Below are 20435 nucleotides of genomic sequence, written 5' to 3'. Positions count from 1 at the left end.
GAAAAGATGGCTGCTCAGTTGAGTAGCCATCAGGTACATTATGAGAAATCGGTTGTTTCTCTGTTATTCAGGAAAATATGGTGTGTATGATAAGTGAAGCTGAAAAGCATATCGGCATTTTCTTTACTGCCGCCTAAAAAGGAAATATCATCGGCAAGGATAAAAAGAATTGCTAACAGCTTCTTGATATATCCAGTGTAGCAGGCATAATCTACATAGATGTTGGCGATATATCCCTCGGCAAATTCTATCAGGTCAGCGTCAATTTCAAAGCTGTTGGATAACTCGTAAACGGTCTTTATGAATTTGTCCTTATCAGCAATTCGTTCTTTACTTGGAACACTTCTGCGGTTCTTCTGTATGAATTTCAAAAAATCATCAGCTTCCGTAAAGTCAGGAGTGATTGTGTTGCCAGTTCCAAAATCTGTTTTGTAATCCTCAAATTTCTCTTTTTCAAACCGATTACTGAATATTATCTTTTGTTCGTCCATTCCTTTTTACCCCTAAGTTTATTCTATGGAGATTGTTTAACTTGGCTCTTGGGTTGTGATTTGTCTTTCGCCATTAACAATCGTGAATTACTACTTTTATAGTATAACATAAAAATAGTTGGGAATCATCACTAATAGTAGGTTTGACTTCCTTTGGGTGCGTGTGATTTGAAATCGACTTAACCTATACTATTAGTTATGGAAACACACTAAGGGAGGTGATGTGATGAAGCTCGATACAATCGGCAAGAATATAAGAAAGTTCCGACTTGCGAGGAAATTACGCCAAGAAGATTTGGCTGAGAAAACAGATTTGACAACAAATTATATTGGTATGGTTGAGCGTGGAGAGAAAATTCCGTCACTCGAAACTTTCATAAAGATAGTAAATGCTTTAGGAGTATCATCGGATATGGTTCTTACTGATGTCCTCGAAACGGGATATACAGTCAAGAACTCAATGTTGAATGAGAAGCTTGAAAAACTTGCTCCTGAAGATAGAAACAGAATTTATGAAGTCATAGATACACTTGTGAAGCAGTCAAAGCAAATACTTCCATAAAACACAGAAGTTCGTCCTAATCGACGAGCTTTCTTTTTTTGTATAAAAAATTTCTGCTATCGACAAATTTTTCGGGACTTCGACAGAGAGAATATGCTATAACAACAACTGTCAGTGATAGACACATACTAATAGACATAGGAGGAAGTAGAAGTGAATGACATTTTCAGACAAATAGCGAAAGAAAATGGAACAACCGAAAAAGCAGTAAAAGAGGAAATGCAGTTTGCCATTCGGGAAGCAATGAAAAGTGCTGAACCGGAAGCAATCGCTTTTTGGAAAGCAGTTGCTCCGGACGGAAAAGAGCCGCCGATAGAAAAGGTCATAGCAATGATTGCATTGAATGTTAATAATAGAATGTATAATTGAGGTGCTTCGGCATCTCTTTTTTTGTGTCCTCAAAAGTGTAGTATTAGGTGTTAGCAAAAAGTGACACCTTAGTGTCTGAAAGGTTACATTTCTGCCCGAAATCTTGAAATGTCTGAAAATTTAATATATAATGTTAGATGACTAACTGTAACGAAGAAAATTATAAGATGAAGGGGTGTTACAGATGAGAATATGTTATAACAAACTTCAAAAACTTATGATTGATAATCAGATGAAAAGACAAGATTTAATGCGTGCAGCGGAAATTACATCATACGCTGCAACGAAGATAAATAAGAATGAGCCGGTATCTCTTGAAGTGCTGATGAAAATATGTCAGGTGTTTCATTGTGACATTGGAGATATATGCGAGGTTATTTTAGACGAAGATTAAAACACGGAGGTAATTATAGATGGCAAGGGCTGCTAAACCAAAGAAAGAAATATCAATGGAAGAAGCACTTTGGAAAAGTGCTGATAAACTGAGAGGTTCTGTTGAGCCTGCGGAGTATAAGCACGTTGTTCTGAGTTTATTCTTCCTTAAATTTGCCAGTGACAAGTTTGAAGAATGCCGTAATAAGATTATTGCTACACACGGCGAAAAGTATGCGAATATGAAACCGTTCTATACTCAGGAAAATGTATTCTATCTTCCTGAAGAAAGCCGTTGGAAGTACATTATTGAAAATGCAAAGCAGGACGATATTGCCCTGAAGATAGATACAGCACTTTATACGATTGAAAAGAACAACCCGGCACTGAAAGGTGCTTTGCCGGATAACTATTACTCCCGCTTACATATTGATACGGCAAAGTTGGCTTCTTTGCTTGATGAAATCAATCGTATCAATACAGATGATAAAGAGAACGACATTATAGGTCGTGTATATGAGTATTTCCTTAGTAAGTTCGCTCTTGCAGAAGGAAAAGGTAAAGGAGAGTTCTACACACCAAAGTGTATTGTAAACCTGATTGCCGAAATGCTTGAGCCTTACGATGGAATACTTTATGACCCTTGTTGCGGTTCGGGCGGTATGTTTGTGCAGTCCATCAAGTTCGTAGAAGCACATAGCGGTAATAAAAAGAAAGTGTCTATTTACGGTCAGGAATACACAAATACCACTTTCAAACTGGCAAAAATGAATTTGGCTATCCGTGGTATTTCTGCAAATCTTGGAGAGATGGCAGCCAATACATTTACCAACGACCAACACAAAGACCTTAAAGCAGATTTCATTATGGCAAATCCACCTTTCAATCAGAAGCAGTGGAGAGCCGAAAATGAGCTTGTAGATGACCCTCGTTGGAACGGCTATGAAGTTCCGCCGACAAGTAATGCAAACTATGGTTGGATACTGAATATTGTTTCCAAACTCTCTCAAAACGGTGTGGCAGGTTTCCTGCTTGCCAATGGTGCATTATCTGATGATGGTACAGAGCTGAAAATCAGACAGCAGCTTATAGAAAATCATTTGGTAGAAGCAATCATTATTCTTCCGAGAAACCTTTTCTATACCACAGACATCAGCGTTACCCTTTGGGTACTCAATAAGAATAAAAAGGCTCGTGTTGTTGAACAGAATGGAAAGCTAAAACGCTATCGTAATCGAGAAGATGAAATACTCTTTATGGATTTACGACAGATGGGCAGTCCTTATGAGAAGAAGTACATTGAATTGACAGAGGAAGATAGAGCCAAAGTTACAAGTGTATATCATAACTGGCAGCAGGAAGGCTATGAGGAAACTTATGAGAATGTACCGGAATTTTGCTATTCTGCTTCTTTTGATGAAGTAAAGGAAAAAGGATTTACTCTTGTACCGAGCAGATATATTGAGTTTGTCAACCGTGATGAGAACATCGACTTTGATACCAAAATGAAATCATTGCAGGGAGAACTCAAGGAACTTCTAGTTCAAGAGGAAAAATCCAAAGCAGATTTGCTTGCTGTATTTAAGGAGTTGGGATATGAAATCAAATTATGATATTTTAGGAAACCATATCCGACTGATTGATGCTCGGAACAGAGAAAGCATAACGGACAGAGTTTTGGGAATTAACATAGACAAGTTCTTTATGCCATCGGTTGCAAATGTCATTGGTACGGATTTGAGTAAATACAAACTGATAACAAAAGGAAAGTTTGCGTGTAATCCAATGCACGTTGGTCGTGATGAACGACTTCCGGTTGCATTGTATGATGAGGAAGAACCTGCTATTGTTTCTCCGGCATATTTTATGTTTGAGGTAATAGATAATAGCATTTTGAATGAAGATTACCTGATGATGTGGTTTCGCAGACCGGAATTTGACCGTATTTGTTGGCTGCATACTGACGGAAGTGTTCGTGGTGGGATTACTTGGGACGATATTTGTAGATTGGAATTGCCTATTCCGCCTATTGAAAAACAGTTTGAAATAGTGAACAGTTATAAGGCTATTACGGAGAGAATTGCTTTAAAACAGAAGATAAATGATAATTTAGAAGCACAAGCAAATGCTATATTTTCATCATCAGCACCAGATTTTACAGATTTACAACCAATCCATAACTTTGGAACGGTTATTACTGGAAAAACACCACCAACATCAGTTGCTGAATATTATGGTAATGATATTCCGTTTATAAAAACACCGGATATGCACGGAAATGTATATATTACCAGTTCTGAATGTTCACTTTCAAAAGCGGGAGCTGATAGTCAGAAAAATAAATATATTCCTGAAAATACGGTTGTTGTTGCTTGCATTGGTGCAAATGCTGGTGAGGTGGCATTAACATCATATATTGCACAAACAAACCAACAGATAAATGCGATAATTTCAAAATATCCGTGTTTCTTATATTTTTCGATAAAAGCTCATACCGTAGAATTAAGAACATTAGGCGAGGGAAGCTCAACAATGATAAACATTAACAAAACATCTTTTGAAAATTATGAGATTCCAACACCTTCAGATAATACATTGCAGCAACTTGAACATAAGCTAAATATAATATTTTCAGCAATACTTCATAATTTGCAGGAAATAGATAGGCTTAATGAAACAAAGGACTTGTTGGTAACCCAGTTAAGCCGCTAAATTATCATTTACAATAGAACTCCCATCAGTGGCGGGAGTTAAAACAAGGGACTGCCACTGGTAGTCGTTCTCTTAAAAAACAAAAGGAGAATTGACTATGAAACAGAACCTAATCACAGATGTTATTCAAGGAATGTTACCTTACTTGAATAACGCACAGACAGAAAGATTGCAAGAGGTATTACAACATACACTTTTTGATTATGAGGTAACAAAGACGGAAAAAGATAAGGAACTTTCAGAACAGAATTTAGTAGAGTCTTTCTTATCGGCAAAGCGTATTGAAGGCTGTTCTGAGAAAACCTTGAAATACTATAATGCAACGATACAGTCAATGCTTGATGGCATTGGAAAAGGAATTAAATACATTGTAACCGATGATATTCGTTGTTATTTGACCGAGTATCAGGCTAAGAAAAAATCCAGTAAAGTTACGATAGATAATATAAGACGAATACTTTCCAGTTTTTTCTCTTGGCTTGAGGACGAGGATTATATTTTGAAAAGTCCAGTCAGGCGAATACATAAGGTTAAGACCGGAACGAACATCAAGGAAACTTATTCAGATGAAGCACTTGAATTGATGAGGGATAATTGCTCGGAACTTAGGGACTTGGCAATGATTGATATGCTTGCTTCAACGGGTATGCGTGTCGGAGAAATGGTGTTGCTAAATCGTGAGGATATAGATTTTAACGAAAGAGAATGTGTTGTTTTCGGCAAAGGTGATAAGGAACGAATAGTATATTTTGATGCAAGAACAAAAATACATTTGCAGAATTACTTAAATAGCCGAAAGGACGATAATCCGGCACTTTTTGTATCATTACAATCGCCGTATAATCGAATGAATATCGGTGGTATTGAAGTGCGATTACGACAGCTTGGAAAGCGCTTGGGACTGAATAAGGTACACCCTCATAAATTCAGGCGAACGCTTGCGACAATGGCGATAGACAAAGGAATGCCAATAGAGCAGCTTCAGCAGCTCTTGGGGCATAGAAGAATAGATACGACATTGCAATATGCAATGGTTAAGCAGAGCAATGTGAAAATTGCTCACAGAAAATATATAGGATAAGGCGGAAAAGATATGTATAAAACCATTGAGGAACTTGTAACAAGGGTAGATGAAAGAAATAGTGATGGAACGGTTTCAGAACTGATAGGTGTAAGTATTGATAAATGTTTCATTAAATCTGTTGCAAATACAAATGGAACAGACCTTTCAAAGTATAAGATAATCCGTAAAAATGACTTTGCAGTAAGTTTAATGCAGGTCAGTCGTGATGGAAAAATACCGGTTGCAAGATTAGAGGAATATGAAGAAGCAATAATGTCGCCTGCATATCCTATTTTTAGAGTAAAAGATAAGAATATTATTCTGCCAGATTATTTGGAAATGTGGTTCAAAAGACCAGAATTTGATAGAGAAGCTGCCTTTATTGCGGTTGGTGGTGTGCGTGGTAGTATGCCGTGGGAAGAATTTGCAAAAATGAAATTGCCAGTACCGTCTATCGAAAAACAGCAAAAGATTGTGAATGCATATAAGATTGTTACAGACAGAATTGCATTGAAGCAGAGGATAAATGATAATTTAGCGGCTTAACCGTGATAAAAGCATTTCTTGCAACTTGAAAAGCTGTCTGATTTCATCAGCATTTTTTTCGATAGTAATCATTATAGGATTACAAAAACGTGCAAACTCTTTTTGAATATTCATTGGCGGAACGATGATAGGTACTTGTATCAATTCCGATTGTCGAATACCTGTGACTGTTGTTCCTGTTTTGCGAATATCAATTTGATGTTTTCCAATGGAATCTGTCAACTGAAAATACAACACGGTAGGTTCAATAATTGTTTTATTGGCTCTCATTGCAAATAATCGTTGGCTTAAGCAATATGTAGAAAAATCCGCAAGATAATAAAATTCTCCAAGTGGTGCTTCAGAGGTCATAAGAATATCTTGAGATTGTAATTTCTGCGGCATCCAGCGATTGTATAAATCATTATCAACATGATTAGCTATATCTAAATTCACAAGTTCGTGATTTTTAACTGACTTAGCAGATAATGCAATAATTCCTTCATTACTCCACTCGCTACCAAGTTTGGTAGGCGTCAAACCTCGACGGTCAATGATTGTATCAAGAACATCTCCGAGAGTGGAAAGAGTCCACTCAATCGGATATCTACCAATTTCAGTTTCTTGACAGCATTCAGAGCATTGAACATATCGAATTTTATTAAAAAACATTATTGAAGCGGAAGCACGTAAATTATCATTTAACGGAGGTGGTATGTATGACAACAGCAGAAATAATTCAAATAGTCATTGGAATATTGTCATTAGTGGCAACAACAGCTGTTTCGTTTTTGATATATTGGTTACAAACACGACACGAAAAAGAAATTCAAAAGCTACAAGATGAAAAGGAACAGAAAGAATTAGAAACGAAAGCACGTTTGTTTTTAATTGATAATGAGCCTGAGAGAGATTATTTACCGTGGTGTGTTGTAGCTGCTAATGTGCATCCACTTGAAAGACATTCCAGAAAGATTTATACGGAATATTGCCGTTGTACGGAAGAACTTCAGAATGAAATATTGCATCAAGCAGGATATAAAAGTAATTCAATACAAGGAATTCGTTGGGTACAGAAATGTATAATGGATTTGGAGAAGGATATTGAGCAATATAATTTAGGTAGAGATTACCTGTATGATGGAGCAAAGTATTTTCATAGAAGCTATGAGAGATACCGTGATTTGCAGTGGAATGGTACGCCAAGCGTGTTTGAACCCATAAATAAGAACAATAAATTCAGAAGAACTTTCAATATAAATCAACTCTCTGTCGGAGAATATGTAGATGAGTATTTTTATTACTATATTGACAAGAAAATGGAATTTAATGAAGATGTGCCTATTCCACCAATGGATTATGTATGGAATTCTCAAAATCTTGCAAATTGCGAAGAAGAAAAAGTGTGTATGTGGTTAATGGAATTGATTGAAGATATTGCTATTGTAATAAGAAATAGGAAACCTGATGAAGAAATAAATCAAAAACCATTGGAATATACAGATGCACAAGCTGAAACATTTGAGGATAAGTATTATGAGGTAATACAACAGCTTTATAATACTTACTATGTGAGTGCTGACGAAAATAAGAGAAAAAGAAAGAAATGCTAACGCAAAAGGAGTGAACGCAATGGCAAATTTTAATGAACACGCATTGGAAATGTCAATAATGGAGTTGTTCAAAGACGAGGGATACACCTATGTCAGCGGCGACCAGATACACAGAGAAAGGACGGAGGTTCTGCTTACGGACGACCTGAAGCAATACCTTTATAATCGCTATGCGAAAGACGGTATCACACCGAGTGAGGTGGATAGTGTCATTCTAATGCTGCGTAATATTTCCGGTACGATTTATGAAGCAAATAAAGCTGTATTCAAGTTGCTTTGCGATGGCTTTATTCTTAACCGTGAGGATAGAACGCAGAAAGACCTCTATATTGAACTTATTGATTTCGACACTCCCGAAAACAATATCTTCAAAGTGGTTAATCAGTTTGAAATTGAAGGCGTAAATAATCAGTTGCGTATTCCTGATGGTATTGTATTCGTAAATGGTATTCCTGTTGTTGTTCTTGAATTTAAGAGTGCGGTACAAGAAAATACGACTATAATGGACGCATATAAGCAGCTTACAATCCGTTACCGTAGAGATATTCCGGAGATTTTCAAATACAATGCGTTTGTTGTTATCAGTGACGGAGCAAACAATAAATACGGTTCTTTCTTCAGCCCGTATGATTTCTTCTATGCGTGGAGAAAGATAAACTCAGACGATAAAGAACTGGACGGTATCAATTCTCTTGTAACAATGATAAAGGGACTTTTCCGAAAAGACCGTTTACTTGAAGTTATCAAAGATTTTATTTATTTTCCGGATAACTCAGATAAGGATTTGAAGATAGTGTGCCGTTATCCACAGTTCTTTGCGGCAAATAAATTGTATGAGAATATCAAGGCTCATCTTCGCCCTGAAGGAGATGGTAAAGGTGGTACATACTTCGGAGCGACAGGGTGCGGCAAGAGTTATACAATGCTTTTCCTTACCCGTATGCTGATGAAAAGCAAATACTTTTCTTCCCCGACTATTCTCATTATTACAGACAGAACAGACCTTGACGACCAGCTTTCCAAACAGTTTGTAGGTTCAAAGAAATATATCGGAGATGAAACTGTTGTAAGCATTGAATCCCGTGAGAAACTTCGTGAGGAGCTTCAAGGACGAGAGAGTGGCGGTGTTTATCTGACTACCATTCAGAAATTTACAGAGGATTTGCAGCTTCTTACAGACAGAACGAACGTTATTTGTATTTCTGATGAAGCACACAGAAGCCAAATCAATCTCGACCAGAAGGTTAAGATTACAGATTCCGGCGTTCAGAAAACCTATGGCTTTGCCAAGTATCTGCACGACTCTTTACCAAATGCAACTTATGTAGGATTTACTGGAACTCCGGTTGATGGAACAATCGAAGTCTTTGGCGGTGTTGTAGACGCATATACAATGACGGAAGCTGTTAAGGACGGTATTACAGTTAACCTTGTTTACGATGGTCGTGCAGCTAAAGTTATGCTTAATCAGGACAAGGTAAGACAGATTGAAGAATATTATGCACAGTGTGAGCTTGAGGGGGCAAATGAACATCAAGTAGAAGAAAGCCAGAAAGCAGTTGCCAAAATGGAAGTTATTATTGGCGACCCTGACAGACTTCGTGCTGTTGCGGAGGACTTTATCAAGCATTATGAAACCCGTGTGGCAGAAGGTGCAACCGTAGCAGGCAAAGCAATGTTTGTATGTTCCAACCGAAACATAGCATACGATTTCTATAAGATAGTAAAGGAACTCAGACCGGAATGGACAGAAAAGAAGATTTGTGATGACGGTGTTGTTCTGAGTGAGAAAGATAAAAAAGAGTTGAAGCCAATGGAAAAAATCAAGTTGGTTATGACTCGTAATAAAGATGATGAAAAAGACCTCTTTGATATGCTTGGCACAAAAGAGGATAGGAAAGAATTTGACCGTCAGTTTAAAAATCCGAAGTCAAACTTTAAGATTGCCATTGTTGTAGATATGTGGCTGACTGGTTTTGATGTGCCGGAGCTTGATACGATTTACATTGATAAGCCTATTCAGCAGCATACCCTTATTCAGACGATTTCCCGTGTAAATCGTGTATGCGAGGGCAAGGATAAAGGCTTGATTGTTGACTACATAGGTATCAAAAAAAACATGAACACTGCCCTCAAGAAATATACGAATTTTGAGAGCGAAGAATTTGAAGGTGTGGAGCAGTCTATCACGATTGTAAAAGACCAGTTAGAAGTTCTTGGTCAGATGTTCCACAACTTTAACAGTAGTGATTTCTTCAACGGTTCTCCTACTGAACAGCTTGCCTGCCTGAATCGTGCAGTTGAGTATGTGCAGTTGTCTGAAGAACTGGAAAGAAGATTTATGGCAGCAGTCAAGAGAATGAAGCAGGCATTTAATCTTTGTAGTTCAAGTGAGAAATTCTCTGATGAAGATAAGGATTATATCCATTTTTATTGTGCTGTCCGTTCTATCCTTTTCAAGTTGACAAAAGGCGATGCACCGGATATTGAGCAGATGAACGCTCGTGTCCGCAAAATGCTTGAGGGTGCAATTCAGTCTGATGGCATTGAGGAATTATTTGAAACCGGAAAGCATATATCGGTGGACATTTTCAGCGATGAGTATATGGATAAGATAAATGCTATTCAGTTGCCGAATACGAAAATCAAGATACTTCAAAGACTTCTTTCTCAGGCGATTGACGAGTTTAAGAAAGTCAATAAGATTATGGGTGTGGAATTTGCAGACAGACTCAAGAAAGTTGTTGATGAGTATAATAACCGTCGTCGTGATGAAGCGTATGCCAACGAAGTCCTTGATGATGTTGCGGAGCAGCTTGCACAGTTGTTGTCTGAACTGAAAACAGAAAAGAACTCCTTCAAGAATATGGGTATAGATTATGAAGAAAAAGCTTTCTATGATATTTTGAAAGCAGTTTCCAAGAAGTTTGAGTTTGAATATCCGGACGATAAAATGATTGAACTATCCAAGAGGATAAAGTTGATTGTTGATGATAAGTCACGCTATACCGATTGGTCTGCCCGTGATGATATTAAGGCAAACTTGCAAGTGGATTTGATATTGCTGCTTGATGAGTTCGGCTATCCGCCAGTAACCATTGATGATGTTTACAAGGAAGTTCTTGAGCAGGCAGAGAATTTCAAGAAGTATGCACAGTAAATGAGAGGTGTAAATGTAAATATGTTTTATGACGATTTAAATACAGAAGAACAAGTATCATACCTTATTAAACCAATCCTTCAAGTCCTTCAGGAAGCAGGTGGACAGTTAGAGCGTTCTGAAATTAGAGACAGAATTAGTGAGTTAGATGAGCATATTGCTGAATTTGAACAGAAACTATATACATCTAATAAAACAGGAAATCAGTACAAAAAATTTGATTTTAAGTTTAATTTTGCTATTAAAGAGCTTAGTTATGTCGGACTCATATCTTATGTGAAATTCAATCCAAAGATTACACTTACTCAAGATGGAGCAAATGTAGATTTAACAGATTTTGATGTTAAGACAGAAGTAAGGGATAAGGCTCGAAGCTATTGGGAGGAACATTCGACTAAGAACAAATCGAAAAACAAGCCAGTAGAAACACTGGAGGTTGAAGACGAGGAGAATGAATCCACAGATGACGAATTGTTAGATGATTTCAAGGTAAAACTTCAGAGTGCAATCGCTAATATGTCTCCAGCAAAGTTTGAACAATTTTCACGAGCACTTCTTACAAAGATGGGAGTGGAGTTTACCAACAAAGGCGTTCAGGTGTCAAATGATGGTGGCATTGATGGTTATGGATATCACGTAGATGCCGATGATTTTAGAACAACCAGAGTGGTTATTCAGTGTAAAAGATTTAATTCAAATCCAGTGAGTGAGCCGGATATCAATCAATTTCTTGGGGCGATGAACAAATATCAAGCCGATTATGGAGTATTTATTACTAATAGCCGATTTACCAATAAGGCAAGAGAGGCTGCGAGAGAAGGTACGCCGATAACACTGATTGACGGAAATGATTTAATCAGACTGGTTATTAAATATGAATTGTATATAACACCAGTCACAACATATGTATTGGATGGTTTTTATACCGAGGATTGACACTAACGATAGCATAATTTACTCAAAGGATTTTTAAAAGGGGGCATAGAATGATGGCAAAGCAAAAGACCTATATCGCAATCGACCTTAAATCATTCTATGCTTCTGTGGAGTGTAAAGAACGAAATCGTGACCCATTGACAACAAATCTTGTGGTTGCAGATAAGAGCAGGACAGAGAAAACCATCTGCCTTGCGGTATCTCCGTCATTAAAAAGTTATGGGATACCCGGCAGACCACGCTTGTTTGAAGTCGTGCAAAAGGTAAAAGAAGCTAATAATACCCGAAGGTGGAAAGCACTAAATCGTACATTTACTGGTTCGTCTGATGACAGTACAGAATTAAATGCGAATCCGGCATTGGAGATTGATTATATCGTTGCACCACCTCGTATGGCATACTATCTGGAATATAGTACCAAGATTTACAGTGTTTACTTGAAATACATTGCTCCGGAAGATATTTTCCCGTACTCGATTGATGAAGTATTCATAGATGCAACCAATTATCTGAATACCTATCAGATGACTGCAAGGGAACTTGCCATGACGATGATACAGGATGTTTTGAAAACAACAGGAATTACGGCAACAGCCGGAATCGGCACGAATATGTACTTGTGTAAGATTGCAATGGATATCGTGGCAAAGCATATTGAGCCGGACAAGGACGGTGTGCGAATTGCCGAATTGGATGAAATGTCTTACCGCAGACAGCTATGGAATCATAGACCGCTTACAGATTTCTGGAGAGTTGGTAAAGGCTATGCAAAGAAACTGGAAGAACATGGACTTTTTACTATGGGAGATATTGCAAGGTGTTCCATCGGAAAGTCGAATGAACTGTATAACGAAGAACTGCTCTACAAGCTGTTTGGAATCAATGCGGAATTGCTAATTGACCATGCTTGGGGATATGAACCTTGTACGATGGAGCAGGTCAAAGCCTATAAGCCGGAAACCAATAGTGTATGTTCAGGACAGGTACTTCACTGCCCGTATGATTACGAAAAGGCAAAGTTGATTGTAAAAGAAATGACCGACCAAATGGTGCTTGATTTGGTGGATAAAGGATTTGTAACTGACCAGCTTGTGTTGACAATCGGCTATGATATTGAGAATTTAAGTAATCCGAACCTAAAATATCAATACAAAGGCGAGGTTACGATTGACCGATATGGACGCAAAGTTCCAAAGCACGCACACGGAACAGCGAATCTTGAGAAAAAGACTTCCTCTACTCGATTGATTACCAACGCCGTGATGGACTTGTATGACAGGATAGTTGACGAGCATTTGCTTGTACGCAGAATAACAATCACAGCGAATAAACTTGTTGATGAAAAATCCGTCAAGCAGGAAGATGAATACCAGCAACTCGACCTCTTTACCGATTACGAAGCACAGAGGAAGAAGCAGGCGGAGGAAGAAGAAAAATTAGAACGGGAAAGGCGTATGCAAGAAGCAATGCTGAGTATCAAAAAGAAGTTTGGCAAGAATGCTGTGTTGAAGGGAATGAACCTTGAAGAAGGTGCAACCGCCAAAGACCGAAACGAGCAAATCGGCGGTCATAAGGCTTAAATAAACTGAAATTTGAGGAATAAAATATGGGCATATTAGAAATAGTTTTTAATTCAAGAAAATTTGATTTGAATGATGATGTTCTGATGGGATTTGATAATTACTTTGATAAAAAAAGTAAGGATTATAATAGTTTTTGTTTAGACGAAGAAGATATTAATCCTTTACAAAACTTTGTAGCACAGATTAAGTCTGCTGACTCAGATAGTGTAATTTATGTATCTACTTATGGCTATGAAATCACAAATAGTAAAGGAGAAAAATCAACATACGCCGATGCTCTTTGGATTGACACAGTTTTACCTATTTCCCAAATAGAGAGATATATTGAAAAAAGTGGTGTTGCTGAACCAAGTAATATTTCTTTTGTTGGAGATAGTGATGAATGTGGAAACTATAAAGTATGGATTATAGCTCAGGAAGAGAATAATCCTCATATTATAGAGCTGACTGACCGCAAGAAGATAGACCATATGATAATATTATATTGGGATTGATAAGTTATAAAATTCAAGTTTGAAAGGAGTGTTAAATATGAAATTCCCATTTTATGATGCACCAAATACAGCTACAATAACCTGTTGCCACATATTAGAGAATGGAGAACCTATTTTGTATGTATCACATGATGAAGATGATGGAATGTGGCAATTTCTATGTGGAAAAGCACATGAAACAGACGAAGCAAAGTTAGTATCCTTAAAATCAGTATTCGACTTAGATAATTCTGTTGGTATTCTAAAGGATATGCCTTGCGGTTACTATGCTGAAAGAAAAGCTCAAGATGATGAATGGAGTGTTAGAAAACGGTAACTATCAGCTCGGTCAATTCAAGTTTGGAGAATTGAGAAAATCGGAAGTTATGGAGGTACTTTATGAACGAGAGAGAAAAAATTATCCGCTTATGGTTTGATATGTGGATTAAGAAAGCAGATTTAGGAATTGACAATATTTTTACAGATGATGTTGTATATACTGAGAGTTGGAGTCCTAAATATGAAAACCGCAAAACGGTAAAGCACTGGTTTGACGAATGGAATACACGCGGAAGTGTTCTTGTCTGGGAGATTAAGCAATTTTTTCATCAAGGCAATCAAACAATCGTGGAGTGGTATTTTAAAAGCAAAATGAATAATGGAAATGTTGAAGAATTTGACGGAATATCTTTAATTGTATGGACACAGGATAACAAAATAAAATCATTAAAAGAGTTTGGTTGCAATCTTCATAATTACAATCCATATCGAGATAGTGATATTCCCGTATTTCGAGAAGAAAAAGCAAATTGGTTTTGAGAGGACTATAAATTCAAGTTTGTCGAGCAAAGGAGGTGCTGTAACAGATGGATGAACATTCCTATGACGATATAATCAATCTGCCGAATCCGACATCGAAGAACCATCCTCGTATGTCACTTCACGACAGAGCAGCACAGTTTGCACCTTTTGCGGCACTTACAGGACACGATGCAGCCATTAAAGAGACTGCAAGGCTAACAGATGAACGGTTAGAGTTAAGCGATGAAGTCATTATGAAATTAAATGACCAATTAAATATGATTAGAGATAATATCGGCACAGAACAGGAAATATCAATAACTTATTTCGTGCCTGATGATAAAAAATCCGGAGGAGCATATCTCACGCATTCCGGCATAGTGAAAAAGATTGATGAATTTGAACGCAAACTGATTATGCAGGATGAAACAGTAATTCCGACTGAACAAATCAGCGTGATACAGGGAGAAATGTTCAAAGGACTATATGAGTAATAGCTTGGAAAGGGCAAACAATGGAAACAAAGCCGAGAATATTATACTTAAAGAAAATATTAGAGGAACGAACGGACGAGGAACATCCGCTTTCGACGACGCAGCTAATCAATATATTGAATGATGAATACGGAATATCTGCACATAGAACGACGGTCACAAAAGATATTGCTGCACTTCAGGAGTTTGGAATGGATATTGTTACTATCCATTCTACTCAGAGCAAATATTTTGTAGCCAGCCGTAAGTTTGAATTGCCGGAACTGAAACTGCTGATAGATGCAGTGGAGTCATCGAAGTTCATTACAAAGAAGAAAAGCGAAACTCTGATTGAGAAGATACATACGATGACCAGTCCGGGGCAGGTGGCAAAGCTGAAGCGTAATAACTATGTGGTCAATCGCATTAAGCCGGATAATGAGCAGATATATTACATTATTGACGCTATAAACGACGCCATCAATGCAGGCAAGCAGATTTCTTTTCAGTATTATGATTATACTGGATTAAAGAAAAAGGTTCTGAAGAACAAGGGCGAAGTGTATAAGCTCAGTCCGTATAAACTTCTCTGGTGTGGGGACTATTATTATGTTCTCGGATATTCTGAGAAGAAAAGTAAGGTTATCAATTTCAGAGTAGACCGTATTGCTTCAAAACCTGAGATATTGGATAAGGACATTATTCCTATGCCTGATGATTTTGATATTGAAAATTACACAAAGGAAGTTTTCTTTATGTTCTCAGGCGAGAAAGTTCTTGTGGATTTACGGTGTGATAACAGTCTGATGAAAACAATGGTTGACCGTTTCGGAGAAGATGTGACAACCCTTGCGTATGATATGACGTCTTTCAGGGTACAGACCGAAGTATCAGCCAGCCCTACCTTTTTCGGTTGGGTGTTTGGCTTTAATGGAAAAGTACAGATACTTGCACCGGAAAGTGTGAAAGAACAGTACAGACAGATGATTGCAAAAGCCGATGAGGATATGCAAGAGAGTGAGTAGTGATTCGTAAATGATTTAGAATTTGTGTGAAAAATCAATTATTATGAATATGAAAATGATATGTTTTTAAATTGTGCAGACGGTCTGCACAATTAGGAAGGAGTCAATATGCTTACACCGTCAAATCAATATTTGCAGGCAGTAGAAGAAATAAATGATTATGTCAATCAGGCTAAATGCAGAGCTTCTGTCAGTGTAAATAGTGAGATAATGAAAACAAATATATTTATTGGAAATGTTATTATCCGCAATTCTGAGTGGGGAAATAAATTTGTGGAAAATCTGTCTAAGGATATGAAGATGAGATTTCCAAGTGCAAAAGGTTATTCTGTCAGAAATTTAAAATATATGAAGAAATTTGCACAGATTTTTACGGAAGATGATGTAGATGAGTACGGATTGGGAAGAATTACTTGGAGTCATCATCAGATATTGATGAGTAAAGTGTCAAATCGAGAAGAATATATATGGTATCTGGAAAAAACTTTGGAACATAAGTGGTCAGTTGATGATTTGACTTCCCAAGTTAAGAGTCAATTATATGAGCGACAGGCGGTTGCTAACAAAATATCAAATTTTGAAAGACGATTACCGGCTGAACAAAAGGATATGGTAGTAAGCACAATGAAAGACCCATATATGTTTGATTTCATCAATTATACGGAAGAAATGTTGGAAACAGATATAGAAAATGAACTTGTAAAAAATGTTACTTCTCTACTGATGGAATTAGGCACTGGTTTTGCTTTTATGGGACAGCAGTATCATCTTGAAGTTGGAGGAAAAGATTTTTATATAGACCTTCTGTTTTATAACACAAAGCTTAGATGTTATGTAGCAATAGACCTTAAAACTGGCGAGTTTAAGCCAGAACAGGCAGGAAAGATGAATTTTTATTTATCTGCTTTAGACGATTTAGTGAAAGCTCCAGAGGATAATCCATCAGTGGGACTTATTTTGTGCAGAGATGAAAATAGAACAATTGCAGAGTATGCATTGAGAGATATGTCAAAACCGATTGGTGTCAGTGAATATCACTTATGCACGGATTTACCGTTAGATTTGAAAAATGCATTACCTGCCGTAGAAGATATTAGAAGTAGAATTGATATGAAAAAGTAATTTGTGCAGACCGTCTGCACAAATTGCAAATTTAAATTGCATTGAACAAAAAGCCTTTATGGGCGGAAATTTTCAATGGAATAAAAATGACAGATATGTTGTATCAGTGTTATTGGCTGAAGGATAATACATAGTAAAAGTGTTCTTAGAGATTTTGGACTCCGTGAATCCAAAATCTATACGGCTGTTATTGAAGATTTATATATTGCTTAGATTGTTGCCACAGTGAGGCAACAATCTAATTGTGCAGACGGTCTGCACAAATTGCAGGATAAAAGTTCATTGAACAAAAAAGCCTTTATAGGCTGTAATTTTCAATGAAAACAAAAACTTTACTTTTAACATTGACTAAGTTAAAAAGAAATAAATTGAGTTAAAAGGTGCAGAGGTGTTAGCAAATTGCGACACCTCTTTTCTTTTGCGAAAAACCTACTTGAAAATTTCTTCGTATCAGGTATAATAAAACTATCGAAAGCAAACTGCTTCCGATAGAAATGAAAGCGAGGTGCAGGTATGAGAAGCAAGAGTCCTGAACTTATGAGTGAGATAAAAAAGTATATCGAGGATTATTACCTGCAAAACAGACAATCCCCATCAACTACAAAGATTGCTGAAGCAGTTGGAATTGCCAGAGGTACAGCATATAAATACTTAGTAGAGATGGCTGAGAAGAATATGATTGAGTACGATGGGCAGGAGATTAGTACCAATGTGACCCGTAAGTACAGTGGCGAACAGACACAGACACCGATTGTAGGTTCTATTCCCTGTGGCAGTCCTCAGTATGAAGAAGAAAATATTGAGGAATATGTATCACTTCCTACTGCTATTTTCGGCAAAGGAGATTTCTTCATATTAAGAGCGAGTGGTCAGTCTATGATTGAAGCAGGGATTGATGACGGCGACCTTGTGGTTGTCAAAAAGCAGGTAGAAGCCAACGAGGGCGATATAGTAGTTGCCCTTGTGGATAATCAGAATACATTGAAACGCTACTTCCGAGATGATGAGAATAAGAAAATCATTCTCCATCCGGAAAATAAGAAGATGAAAGACATCATTGTAGATGAGTGCTGCATTCAGGGTGTGGCTTGTCACATCATCAAAGAACTATAACAGAGGACAGACGAATGAGAACACTTGAAGGAATTCGCTATCTAATCAATTTGGATAGTGCGGAAATACAACAGAACTTTGCCGGAGGAGTTGCACCGCCGGACAAGGTGGAGTCGGAGGTGGACACAACTTGAGTATTTATATGTCAAGAGCCGAGTTGGAAGAAATCAGCGAAGGCTTGATAACAGCTTATGCTAATAAGTTTAGCAATCGAGTGATTCAATCCATCGACATAGAACATTTCATTACAGAATTTCTTATGTTACGAATTGAATACGCTTCTTTCGCAGAAGATGATGCAGGCAGGATTGGTTTTCTGGCAGATGGAGCAACACCACTGCTGATACATCAGGACGGAAAAATTATTCCCTTTGTTTTCCCGAAAGATACCATCGTACTTGATAAATTTCTTCTTGCCGAAAAGGAGCAGGGACGTCGCAGGTTTACAATGGCACACGAAGCGTCACATCATATCTTGAGTAAGATGTATGCAATGCCGAGTGAAGGACGCTTTCATGCAGAGTATGACAGTGAGCGTAGTTATTCCAAAGAGGAACTGGCTCAGATGTTTGCGTCTGTTGAGTGGCAGGCAGATACAATGGGAGCTTCGCTTCTTATGCCGAGAAGAATTATTGAAAATGCCTTGGCGAAATATAATCAGTCAAATCCGATAAGAGTTTATGGCGATAATACCATTACTTCAAAGGATAAAGCAGTTATCCGCAGAATGGCAGCTTATATCGGAGTATCTTATACAGCCTTGGTTATCAGATTGAGAGATATGGGGCTATTTGAGTATCACAATATCCTTGAGTACATTTCCAATGAGTTAAATCTGGGAGGTGTTTCTCAATGAGGTTACAGACTCAGGTAGCACCTGAAATACAAAAGAGATTGCTTCTGTCAAGAGTGGAAGCTGAAAGTCTGAAAGAGCGTGATATTCTCTGCCCGACTTGTGGGTTCAGGATACAAAGAGTTTTTTCAGACGCAACCGGACATTTGAGTGTGAAGTGTCAGAAATGCAAGAATGTCCATATCTTAAATCTCGCTTACTTCCGCAGAATCCGTAGGAACGGATATGTCAGGAATTGCAGGCGATGAAGATTACAAGTAAATATTGAAACGATTTCTAATCGAGTAAGCGGAGATAAGCAATTTATTTGCTAAACTACCAAGCACCGTACGAAGCCGGATAAGTGAAGAATAGAAGTATTCTTTGCTGTCCAGATTCGACGGTGTTTTTTTGTTGCTGTTTTATTCGATTATGCTTCGTGCAGTATTAGGTCTTTTCCCTTACTTGGGAAAGGACTTTTATGTTTTATAACGTATGGCAGTGCCAGATAGCTGAGTACCCGTAATCTCCGAATTTTGAAACTTATCAATTTTTCAAAATTCAAAGGAGATTACGGAAATGAAAAACAAACTTACATTAACAGAACAAGAAGAATTATTTGTAAAGGATTGTAAACTGATAAATCTTAAATACGAATATAACGGTTATACCGGAGCTGAAAGATGGGCGATTATTACGGAATTATCGGTAAAAGAGCTTTGGGAGAAGTATCCCCTTGTTATAGAAAGATATTCTCCGTTTGTACATCTTTCCATTGCACAGGGAGAGGTAATTGACGATGCAAACCGAAATGAGGACAAGTATGCAAAGAGAAGCAGTCGTACACTTGACTGCTATGGATACGACGATGAAATGTCCTCACAGTTCCATAAAGAACTTGCCATTATGTTTGACGACCCATTTGAAAGAGCAGAGGAAGAAAGGCTTGAACTGGAAAGAGAAGAATTGCGTCAGTGTGAAATCAGGAAAGCAAGGATAGCACTTTCAATGTTGCAGCCACTTCAAAGGGAACGACTTATGAAGAATGTGTGCTGCGGTCTGAGTTCCAGAGCGATTGCAAAGCAGGAGGGTGTATATTACAGCTCCGTAGATAAGTCTATTGCAGCGGCAAAGAAAAACTTTATCAAATTTTATGAAAATCTCTGATTTTGGGTGTGCATTTCAGCACCCTTTGTCCAAATGAGTGAAG

At 37.6% G+C, this 20435-nt stretch carries 23 protein-coding genes; 21 read left to right on the top strand and 2 right to left on the bottom strand.

Annotation, left to right across the window (positions count from 1 at the left end):
* Nucleotides 1-38: 38 nt before the first annotated feature.
* Nucleotides 39-491: a hypothetical protein gene (locus tag PG418_RS15285; protein WP_002594685.1), complete on the bottom strand. Its 453-nt coding sequence runs from the start codon at nt 489-491 to the stop codon at nt 39-41.
* A 226-nt stretch (nt 492-717) separates the two neighbouring features.
* On the opposite strand from PG418_RS15285, the gene PG418_RS15280 reads away from it, so the two are divergent.
* From PG418_RS15280 to PG418_RS15250, 7 genes are all read left to right on the top strand, one after another.
* Nucleotides 718-1053 (top strand): helix-turn-helix domain-containing protein, encoded by a 336-nt coding sequence (locus tag PG418_RS15280; protein ID WP_002594686.1) that lies wholly within the window; start codon nt 718-720, stop codon nt 1051-1053.
* Between the two features lie 153 nt (nt 1054-1206).
* Entirely contained in the window at nt 1207-1422 is a 216-nt protein-coding gene (locus PG418_RS15275) for a hypothetical protein (RefSeq protein ID WP_002594687.1), read from the top strand.
* Between the two features lie 184 nt (nt 1423-1606).
* Nucleotides 1607-1816, top strand: coding sequence for a helix-turn-helix domain-containing protein (locus tag PG418_RS15270; RefSeq protein WP_002594688.1), 210 nt, complete (start codon nt 1607-1609; stop codon nt 1814-1816).
* 19 nt (nt 1817-1835) lie between these two features.
* A complete protein-coding gene (locus tag PG418_RS15265) occupies nt 1836-3407 on the top strand; it encodes a type I restriction-modification system subunit M (RefSeq protein WP_498837639.1) in 1572 nt (523 codons plus the stop codon).
* Complete coding sequence (locus tag PG418_RS15260; protein ID WP_498837638.1) at nt 3391-4506, top strand: restriction endonuclease subunit S; 1116 nt, start codon at nt 3391-3393, stop codon at nt 4504-4506. Before PG418_RS15265 ends, PG418_RS15260 begins: the two co-directional genes overlap by 17 nt.
* A 97-nt stretch (nt 4507-4603) precedes the next feature.
* Nucleotides 4604-5587, top strand: coding sequence for a site-specific tyrosine recombinase/integron integrase (gene xerA / locus PG418_RS15255; protein WP_196376406.1), 984 nt, complete (start codon nt 4604-4606; stop codon nt 5585-5587).
* A 12-nt stretch (nt 5588-5599) separates the two neighbouring features.
* On the top strand, nt 5600-6115 hold the full coding sequence (locus PG418_RS15250) for a restriction endonuclease subunit S (RefSeq protein ID WP_196376405.1): 516 nt from the start codon (nt 5600-5602) through the stop codon (nt 6113-6115).
* On the opposite strand, the gene PG418_RS15245 is transcribed toward PG418_RS15250, so the two are convergent.
* Complete coding sequence (locus tag PG418_RS15245) at nt 6104-6766, bottom strand: restriction endonuclease subunit S (RefSeq protein ID WP_498837637.1); 663 nt, start codon at nt 6764-6766, stop codon at nt 6104-6106. The genes PG418_RS15250 and PG418_RS15245 overlap by 12 nt on opposite strands.
* 47 nt (nt 6767-6813) lie before the next feature.
* Between PG418_RS15245 and PG418_RS15240 the strand changes: the two genes are divergently transcribed.
* The 14 genes from PG418_RS15240 to PG418_RS15175 all read left to right on the top strand — a co-directional run bounded on the left by PG418_RS15240 (nt 6814) and on the right by PG418_RS15175 (nt 20392).
* The gene (locus PG418_RS15240; RefSeq protein WP_498837636.1) at nt 6814-7707 is read left to right on the top strand and encodes a hypothetical protein; all 894 of its coding nucleotides are present in this window, start codon (nt 6814-6816) and stop codon (nt 7705-7707) included.
* A gap of 19 nt (nt 7708-7726) precedes the next feature.
* Entirely contained in the window at nt 7727-10867 is a 3141-nt protein-coding gene (locus PG418_RS15235) for a type I restriction endonuclease subunit R (protein ID WP_498837635.1), read from the top strand.
* Complete coding sequence (locus PG418_RS15230) at nt 10868-11803, top strand: restriction endonuclease (protein ID WP_015530035.1); 936 nt, start codon at nt 10868-10870, stop codon at nt 11801-11803.
* Between the two features lie 53 nt (nt 11804-11856).
* Nucleotides 11857-13383 (top strand): Y-family DNA polymerase, encoded by a 1527-nt coding sequence (locus PG418_RS15225; protein WP_498837644.1) that lies wholly within the window; start codon nt 11857-11859, stop codon nt 13381-13383.
* 26 nt (nt 13384-13409) lie between these two features.
* Nucleotides 13410-13880: a hypothetical protein gene (locus tag PG418_RS15220; RefSeq protein WP_015530037.1), complete on the top strand. Its 471-nt coding sequence runs from the start codon at nt 13410-13412 to the stop codon at nt 13878-13880.
* Between the two features lie 37 nt (nt 13881-13917).
* Nucleotides 13918-14196: a hypothetical protein gene (locus PG418_RS15215; protein ID WP_005342358.1), complete on the top strand. Its 279-nt coding sequence runs from the start codon at nt 13918-13920 to the stop codon at nt 14194-14196.
* Nucleotides 14197-14258: 62 nt separating this feature from the next.
* Nucleotides 14259-14678, top strand: coding sequence for a nuclear transport factor 2 family protein (locus tag PG418_RS15210; RefSeq protein WP_003864537.1), 420 nt, complete (start codon nt 14259-14261; stop codon nt 14676-14678).
* A gap of 47 nt (nt 14679-14725) precedes the next feature.
* Nucleotides 14726-15154: a hypothetical protein gene (locus tag PG418_RS15205; protein ID WP_008118560.1), complete on the top strand. Its 429-nt coding sequence runs from the start codon at nt 14726-14728 to the stop codon at nt 15152-15154.
* A gap of 20 nt (nt 15155-15174) precedes the next feature.
* Nucleotides 15175-16158 (top strand): helix-turn-helix transcriptional regulator, encoded by a 984-nt coding sequence (locus tag PG418_RS15200; RefSeq protein WP_349126369.1) that lies wholly within the window; start codon nt 15175-15177, stop codon nt 16156-16158.
* Between the two features lie 108 nt (nt 16159-16266).
* Nucleotides 16267-17280: a PDDEXK nuclease domain-containing protein gene (locus tag PG418_RS15195; RefSeq protein WP_118724673.1), complete on the top strand. Its 1014-nt coding sequence runs from the start codon at nt 16267-16269 to the stop codon at nt 17278-17280.
* A gap of 537 nt (nt 17281-17817) precedes the next feature.
* The gene (gene lexA, locus PG418_RS15190; protein ID WP_242407313.1) at nt 17818-18393 is read left to right on the top strand and encodes a transcriptional repressor LexA; all 576 of its coding nucleotides are present in this window, start codon (nt 17818-17820) and stop codon (nt 18391-18393) included.
* Between the two features lie 130 nt (nt 18394-18523).
* Complete coding sequence (locus tag PG418_RS15185; protein ID WP_055196061.1) at nt 18524-19249, top strand: ImmA/IrrE family metallo-endopeptidase; 726 nt, start codon at nt 18524-18526, stop codon at nt 19247-19249.
* Nucleotides 19246-19494 carry a hypothetical protein gene (locus tag PG418_RS15180; RefSeq protein WP_498837634.1) on the top strand — a complete coding sequence of 83 codons (249 nt, stop codon included), beginning with the start codon at nt 19246-19248 and terminating at the stop codon, nt 19492-19494. The genes PG418_RS15185 and PG418_RS15180 overlap by 4 nt, the downstream gene beginning before the upstream one ends.
* Nucleotides 19495-19804: 310 nt before the next feature.
* Nucleotides 19805-20392 carry a hypothetical protein gene (locus PG418_RS15175; RefSeq protein WP_055291085.1) on the top strand — a complete coding sequence of 196 codons (588 nt, stop codon included), beginning with the start codon at nt 19805-19807 and terminating at the stop codon, nt 20390-20392.
* Nucleotides 20393-20435 lie beyond the last annotated feature (43 nt).

Origin of the sequence: Bariatricus sp. TF06-38A, assembly GCF_027690675.1 — a bacterium.
GTDB classification, from domain to species: Bacteria; Bacillota; Clostridia; order Lachnospirales; family Lachnospiraceae; genus Allocoprococcus; species Allocoprococcus comes.
The sequence above is the reverse complement of the archived record's forward strand: the minus strand, read 5'-3'. Positions and strand labels throughout refer to the sequence as shown.

Bases quoted from the DNA above. Each gene is read 5' to 3' on its own strand.
- PG418_RS15285 (WP_002594685.1), bottom strand. From the start codon at position 491: ATGGACGAACAAAAGATAATATTCAGTAATCGGTTTGAAAAAGAGAAA.
- PG418_RS15280 (WP_002594686.1), top strand. From the start codon at position 718: ATGAAGCTCGATACAATCGGCAAGAATATAAGAAAGTTCCGACTTGCG.
- PG418_RS15270 (WP_002594688.1), top strand. From the start codon at position 1,607: ATGAGAATATGTTATAACAAACTTCAAAAACTTATGATTGATAATCAG.
- PG418_RS15265 (WP_498837639.1), top strand. From the start codon at position 1,836: ATGGCAAGGGCTGCTAAACCAAAGAAAGAAATATCAATGGAAGAAGCA.
- PG418_RS15260 (WP_498837638.1), top strand. From the start codon at position 3,391: ATGAAATCAAATTATGATATTTTAGGAAACCATATCCGACTGATTGAT.
- xerA (WP_196376406.1), top strand. From the start codon at position 4,604: ATGAAACAGAACCTAATCACAGATGTTATTCAAGGAATGTTACCTTAC.
- PG418_RS15250 (WP_196376405.1), top strand. From the start codon at position 5,600: ATGTATAAAACCATTGAGGAACTTGTAACAAGGGTAGATGAAAGAAAT.
- PG418_RS15245 (WP_498837637.1), bottom strand. From the start codon at position 6,766: ATGTTTTTTAATAAAATTCGATATGTTCAATGCTCTGAATGCTGTCAA.
- PG418_RS15240 (WP_498837636.1), top strand. From the start codon at position 6,814: ATGACAACAGCAGAAATAATTCAAATAGTCATTGGAATATTGTCATTA.
- PG418_RS15235 (WP_498837635.1), top strand. From the start codon at position 7,727: ATGGCAAATTTTAATGAACACGCATTGGAAATGTCAATAATGGAGTTG.
- PG418_RS15230 (WP_015530035.1), top strand. From the start codon at position 10,868: ATGAGAGGTGTAAATGTAAATATGTTTTATGACGATTTAAATACAGAA.
- PG418_RS15225 (WP_498837644.1), top strand. From the start codon at position 11,857: ATGGCAAAGCAAAAGACCTATATCGCAATCGACCTTAAATCATTCTAT.
- PG418_RS15220 (WP_015530037.1), top strand. From the start codon at position 13,410: ATGGGCATATTAGAAATAGTTTTTAATTCAAGAAAATTTGATTTGAAT.
- PG418_RS15215 (WP_005342358.1), top strand. From the start codon at position 13,918: ATGAAATTCCCATTTTATGATGCACCAAATACAGCTACAATAACCTGT.
- PG418_RS15210 (WP_003864537.1), top strand. From the start codon at position 14,259: ATGAACGAGAGAGAAAAAATTATCCGCTTATGGTTTGATATGTGGATT.
- PG418_RS15205 (WP_008118560.1), top strand. From the start codon at position 14,726: ATGGATGAACATTCCTATGACGATATAATCAATCTGCCGAATCCGACA.
- PG418_RS15200 (WP_349126369.1), top strand. From the start codon at position 15,175: ATGGAAACAAAGCCGAGAATATTATACTTAAAGAAAATATTAGAGGAA.
- PG418_RS15195 (WP_118724673.1), top strand. From the start codon at position 16,267: ATGCTTACACCGTCAAATCAATATTTGCAGGCAGTAGAAGAAATAAAT.
- lexA (WP_242407313.1), top strand. From the start codon at position 17,818: ATGAGTGAGATAAAAAAGTATATCGAGGATTATTACCTGCAAAACAGA.
- PG418_RS15180 (WP_498837634.1), top strand. From the start codon at position 19,246: ATGAGGTTACAGACTCAGGTAGCACCTGAAATACAAAAGAGATTGCTT.
- PG418_RS15175 (WP_055291085.1), top strand. From the start codon at position 19,805: ATGAAAAACAAACTTACATTAACAGAACAAGAAGAATTATTTGTAAAG.